At 69.1% G+C, this 6373-nt stretch carries 3 protein-coding genes; 2 read left to right on the top strand and 1 reads right to left on the bottom strand.

The window, feature by feature from the left end; translation table 11 throughout:
- Positions 1–125: 125 nt before the first annotated feature.
- Positions 126–1085, bottom strand: coding sequence for an LPXTG cell wall anchor domain-containing protein (locus tag O1R50_RS21610; RefSeq protein ID WP_270112297.1), 960 nt, complete (start codon positions 1083–1085; stop codon positions 126–128).
- 251 nt (positions 1086–1336) lie between these two features.
- Here O1R50_RS21610 and O1R50_RS21605 point away from each other — a divergent pair, with 251 nt between their 5' ends.
- Entirely contained in the window at positions 1337–5791 is a 4455-nt protein-coding gene (locus tag O1R50_RS21605) for a HAMP domain-containing protein (RefSeq protein WP_270112296.1), read from the top strand.
- Positions 5788–6342: a response regulator gene (locus tag O1R50_RS21600; protein ID WP_270112295.1), complete on the top strand. Its 555-nt coding sequence runs from the start codon at positions 5788–5790 to the stop codon at positions 6340–6342. Before O1R50_RS21605 ends, O1R50_RS21600 begins: the two co-directional genes overlap by 4 nt.
- Positions 6343–6373 lie beyond the last annotated feature (31 nt).

The following is a 6373-nucleotide window of genomic DNA, read 5'->3' as shown; positions in this document are numbered from 1 at the left end:
GGGGCCCGGGGCCGGCCGCCGGTTCTTGGGGGGCTGGGGGCCCCCCGCCGCGGCGGCCGCCCGGTCGGGCGGCCGCCGCTCAAGAGTGGATCCGTGCGCTCTCGTACGTCACCGGATCAGGGCGTCTACTCCCAGGTGGTCGCGGCCTTGCGGCGGCGCAGCATGAAGAAGACGACGGCACCGGCGAGCAGCGCGGCGGCGGCCGAGCTGATCAGGATGATCGAGGAGTTGCCGGTGGACGGCAGCTCGGGGTTCTCGCCGCCGGGGACCTGGCCCCAGCCGCGGTCGTCGCCCTCGAAGAAGACCCAGCCGAAGAAGTCGGAGAAGTACTCGTCCTCGATGTCCCACTCGGTCTCGACCAGGGTGAGGTTGTTGTCGCTCTCGGGGTCGAGGCCGGCCTCGATCTCGATCGCCAGCTCGTCCTTGGTGATGTCGTAGGCGCCGTAAGCGGCGCCGTCGGCCTCGGTGACCGCGTTGAGGACCTCGTAGAGGACCGGGGTGTCCTCGCTGGGGGTGTAGGTGGTGCCGACCTGCGGGTCGAAGTCGGTCAGCACGCAGTAGACCGTCTCTTCGAAGCGGTCGCAGTTGTCGTAGTCGGCGATCACGTCGACGGCGTCGGTGAACACGAGCTCGCCGTCGTTGAACCAGGCGTCGACGTCCGAGGAGTCCTCGAACCACAGGACGGTCGCGCCGCGCTCGTCACCGAGGCCGGACTCGCCGTTGACGCGCATGTGCGGGAAAGCGGTGAGGGTCTCGCCCGGGTTCGCGCCGGTCAGGATGTGGTTGAGGAACGCGAACTCGTACTCGTAGCCTTCCTCGGACGCCTCGGGGAGCTCCTCGTCGACCGGGGGCTCGGTGACCACGGGGGCCTCCTCTTCCTCGGTCTCGGTCTCGGTGGTCTCGGTGTCCGTCGCCGGAGTGCTCTCGGTCTCGGTCTCCGGGCTCGGGCTGGCGTCCGTCGCGGGGGTGGTGGCGTCCTCGGGGGCTTCGGTCTGAGCGAAGGCGGGGGCGCCGACCGCGAGCGTGAGGGCCGCTGCGGCTCCGGCCGCGGCGACGCGCAGACCGGTCTTGTTGAGGGTGGACATGTATCTCCTATTGGTGCTTCGAGTTGGGGGTGCGGCGCTCTCGCGGTCTCCACTGATGAATGACTCGCCCGCGGGAGCGCTGCAACTATCCACACGCACCACAAGAGATACCGGTTGCGAGGTTCTGTCAGTTTTCTTTCGATAACGTGCGGTGACCGAACACAATGCCTTGAGTAACCTGCCTTCACGTTTGCCCGGTTCATGTGACAACCTGGTACCCAAGCCTGTCTCCGCAGCTGAGGAACCATGCCATGACGGACACCGTTTCCCGTACAGCGAGCCCGACCGACGAGTCGGACCTGCTCCGAAGCCTGGCCGACGCGCTGGGCGCCGTCGAGCGGGGCGACTTCTCAGTGCGGCTCCCCCGCGGCGAGGGCCTGGCCGGAGAGGTCGTCGACCGGTTCAACGCCGTGGTCGAGCAGGCCGACCGGCAGGCCCGCGACCTCGCGCTCATCGCCCGGGTCGTCGGCGAGGAGGGCTCCTGGAACCACCGCCTCATCGTCGAGCACCTCGACGGCGGCTGGTCCGAAGGCGCTGCCAGCGTCAACCGGCTCGTCGAGGACCTGGTCAGGCCCACGACCGAGCTGGGGCGCGTCCTGGAGGCGGTCGCCGCGGGCGACCTCTCCCAGGAGGCCGCCCTCGACATCGAGGGCAAGCAGCTGCGCGGCGAGTTCCGCCGCCTCGGCGAGACCGTCAACCGCATGGTCGGACTCCTGCGCTCGTTCGCGGGCGAGGTCACCCGCGTGGCCCGCGAGGTCGGCACCGAAGGCCAGCTCGGGGGTCAGGCCGACGTCCAGGACGTCTCCGGCACCTGGCGCTCGCTGACCGACGCGGTGAACACCATGGCCTCCAACCTGACCGAGCAGGTCCGGTCCATCTCCACCGTGACGCAGGCCATCGCTGCCGGCGACCTGGGCCAGAAGATCACCGTCAAGGCCTCCGGCGAGGTGGCCGAGCTCGCCGACACCATCAACTCCCTCACCGCGACCCTCCAGGTCTTCGCGGGCGAGGTCACCCGCGTGGCCCGCGAGGTCGGCACCGAAGGCCGCCTCGGCGGCCAAGCGGACGTGCCGGGCGTCTCCGGCACCTGGAAGGACCTCACCGACAATGTGAACTCGATGGCCTCGTCCCTGACCGACCAGGTGCGCGACATCGCGAAGGTCACCACCGCGGTCGCCCGCGGCGACCTCAACCAGAAGATCGCCGTGCCCGCCCAGGGCGAGATCCTCGAACTCAAGAACACCGTCAACACCATGGTCGACCAGCTCTCGTCCTTCGCCGACGAGGTCACGCGCGTCGCCCGAGAAGTGGGCACCGACGGCCGCCTCGGCGGCCAGGCGAACGTGCAGGGCGTCTCCGGCACCTGGCGCGACCTCACCCAGAATGTGAACCAGCTGGCCGCGAACCTCACCGAGCAGGTGCGGAACATCGCGAAGGTCACCAGCGCGGTCGCCGCCGGCGACCTCGGCCAGAAGATCACCGTCGACGCGCAGGGCGAGGTCGCCGAGGTCAAGAACACCGTGAACACGATGGTCGACCAGCTCTCCCGCTTCGCCGACGAAGTGACCCGCGTGGCCCGCGAAGTGGGTTCACAGGGCCGCCTCGGCGGCCAAGCGGACGTGCCGGGCGTCTCGGGAACCTGGAAGGACCTCACCGAGAACGTCAACCTGATGGCCTCCAACCTGACCAGCCAGGTCCGCAACATCTCCTCCGTCGCCAGCGCCGTCGCCAAGGGCGACCTGGGACGCCAGATCACCGTCGACGCCCAGGGCGAGATGCTCGAACTGAAGTCGACGATGAACTCGATGGTGAACCAGCTGTCGCAGTTCGCCGACGAGGTCACCCGCGTGGCCCGCGAAGTGGGCACCGACGGCAAGCTCGGCGGCCAGGCCAACGTCCAGGGCGTCTCCGGGATCTGGGAGGCCCTCACCGACAACGTGAACTCGATGGCCTCCAACCTGACCAGCCAGGTCCGCAACATCTCCTCCGTCGCCACCGCGGTCGCCCGAGGCGACCTCAACCGGCAGATCACCGTCGACGCCCAAGGCGAGATGCTCGAACTGAAGTCGACCATGAACGCGATGGTCGACCGGCTCTCGTCCTTCGCCGACGAAGTCACCCGCGTGGCCCGCGAGGTCGGCACCGAGGGCATCCTCGGCGGCCAGGCGAACGTGCAGGGCGTCTCGGGCACGTGGAAGGACCTCACCGACAACGTCAACTCGATGGCCACGAACCTGACGCTCCAGGTCCGCAACATCGCCGAGGTCACGACCGCGGTCGCCCGCGGCGACCTCAGCCGCCAGATCACGGTGGACGCCCAGGGCGAGTTCCTCGAGATGAAGAACACCGTGAACACCATGGTCAACCAGCTCTCCAGCTTCGCCACGGAGGTCACCCGCGTCGCCCGCGAGGTCGGCGTCGAAGGCAACCTCGGCGGCCAGGCGGAGGTCGCCGGGGTCTCCGGCACCTGGCTCGCCTTGACCCGCAACGTGAACTCGCTCGCCGCCACCCTGACCCTCCAGCTGCGCGCCATCGCGAACGTCGCCCACGCCGTGGCCCGAGGCGACCTCACCCAGTCCGTCGACTTCGAGGCCGCGGGCGAGATCGCCGACCTCACCGAGTCGATCAACCAGATGATCACCGCCCTGCGCGACAAGACCCGCCAGAACACCGACGCGGACTGGCTCAACTCGAACCTCGCCCGGATCTCCTCGCTCCTCCAGGGCCGCAGGGGCGTCGAAGAGGTCACCCGCATGGTCCTCGACGAGGTCACGCCGCTCATCGACGCGCAGACCTCCACGTTCTACGTCAGGCACGAGGACGTCTCCGGGCACGTCACCTACCGGCTCAACGCCGTCTACGGCCACCCGAACCCGGGCGAGAAGAAGCTCATCGAGGACAACGAGGGCATGGTCGGCCAGGCCGCCGCCTCGAAGCGCACCATCCACCTGCACGACATCCCCGAGGGCTACCTCGAGATCTCCTCGGGCCTGGGCCAGGCCACCCCGACCGACCTCATCATCCTGCCCGTCCAGTTCGGCGACAAGGTGCGCGGCGTCATCGAGTTCGCCTCGTTCAACACCTACTCCGGGCTCCACAAGCGCTTCCTCGACGCGCTGGCGCCGAACGTCGGCGTCACCCTCGCCACGATCGAGGGCAACGCCCGCACCGAGGTGCTGCTGCGCGAATCGCAGCGCATGGCGCAGGAGCTGCGCGCCCAGTCGAACCGGCTGCAGGAGACCAACGTCGAGCTCGAGGAGAAGGCGCAGCTGCTCTCCGCCCAGAACAAGGCGATCGAGCTGAAGAACGAAGAGGTCGAGACCGCCCGCAAGGACATCGAGGAGAAGGCCGAGCAGCTCGCGCAGGCCTCGAAGTACAAGTCGGAGTTCCTCGCGAACGTCTCGCACGAGCTGCGCACCCCGCTGAACTCGCTGCTGCTGCTCGCGCGGCTCCTCTCCGAGAACTCGGACGGGAACCTCTCCGAGCGCCAGATCGAGTTCGCGCGCACCATCTACAACGCGGGCACCGACCTGCTCACCCTCATCGACGACATCCTCGACCTCTCGAAGATCGAGGCCGGCCGCATGGACGTCTCCGTGCACCCGGTCGACCTCGCCGAGATCCTCGGGGACATCGAGGCCGCGTTCCGGCCGCAGGCCGAAGACAAGGGCCTGGAGTTCGCCGTCGACGTCGGCGCGGGGGTGCCGCAGCTGATGCAGACCGACGGGCAGAAGTTCCAGCAGGTCCTGCGCAACCTCCTGTCGAACGCCGTCAAGTTCACGCAGAAGGGCTCGGTGACGCTCGCCGTGCGGCGCGTCCCGGCCGACCTGCGCTTCGACGCGCCGCACCTCAACGCCGCCGGGGAGCGGCTCGCGTTCAGCGTCGTCGACACCGGCATCGGCGTCGCCGAAAGCAAGAAGGGCATCATCTTCGAGCCGTTCCACCAGGGCGACGGCACCACCCGGCGCCTGTACGGCGGCACCGGGCTCGGCCTCTCGATCTCGAAGTCCCTGTCGCTCATGCTCGGCGGCGACGTGTTCATCGAGCACACCGGCGACGCCGGCTCGAAGTTCACCTTCGTCGTCCCCGTGGAGATCGACGCCGACGGCGACTACACGCCGATGCGCCCCGAGATCCCGGCCGTGCGCGAGCCCTCCCCGGGGATCCTCACCGGCGCACCGGAGACGCCCTCGTCCTCCGCCGCCGCGCAGCACCTCGAAGGCGCGACCGTGCTCATCGTCGACGACGACATCCGCAACGTCTTCGCGCTCACCGCGGCGCTGGAGCTGCACGGCATCGACGTGCACTACGCCGAGAACGGCGCGGACGGGATCGACGCGCTGCAGCACCACCCGGGCATCGACATCGTCCTCATGGACTCGATGATGCCGGGTATGGACGGCAACGAGACCACGCGCGTCATCCGCCGCATGCCGCAGTTCGCGGACCTGCCGATCGTGTTCCTCACCGCGCAGGCGCTCGCCGAGCAGCGGGAGAAGTCCGTCGAGGCGGGCGCGAGCGCGTACCTGACGAAGCCGGTGGACCTCGACCTGCTGCTCGACACCATGTCGCAGTGGATCGTGACCGAGCCGGGCGGGAACGGGCGCCACGCTGCGCGAGGCGTCGCACACGAAGCCGCCCCCGGGGGAGGCGTGGCGGCGTCCGAACGCGACAATGGCGGACCGACCGTTGGAGGCACCGCATGAGCACCGCCCGCGTCCTGCTCGTTGACGACCGTTCCGAGAACCTCCTCGCCCTCGAAGCCATTCTCCAAGGGCTGCCGGTGAACACGATCGCGGTCACGTCCGGTGAGGAGGCGCTGAAGCGGCTCCTCTCGGAGGACTACGCGGCGATCCTGCTCGACGCGCAGATGCCCGGGATGGACGGGTTCGAGACGGCGCGGCACATCAAGCAGCGCGAGAAGACCCGGCACACGCCGATCATCTTCCTCACCGCGGCCGACCGGGACGCGCATCTGGCGATGCGCGGGTACTCGGTGGGCGCGGTCGACTACATCACGAAGCCGTTCGACCCGTGGATGCTGCGCACCAAGGTGAAGGTCTTCATCGACCTGTGGGCGCAGGGGCAGGCGCTGCGGCAGACTTCGGAGCGGACGCGGGACCTGCGTGAGCGCGAAGGGCTCCTGACGCGCCGGCTCGACCAGGCCCGGGACGCCCTCGCCGCCTGGCAGGAGGGCCGCGACGTCGACCCGGAGATCGACCGGATCCTGGGCCTGCTGGAGCCGGGCCAGGCTTAGGGCTTGCGCTGGGCGGCATGCTGAAGAGGTT

This window comes from Glycomyces luteolus (assembly GCF_027622875.1).
Taxonomy (GTDB): Bacteria; Actinomycetota; Actinomycetes; order Mycobacteriales; family Micromonosporaceae; genus Glycomyces; species Glycomyces luteolus.
This window is presented reverse-complemented; position numbering and strand designations above follow the sequence as displayed.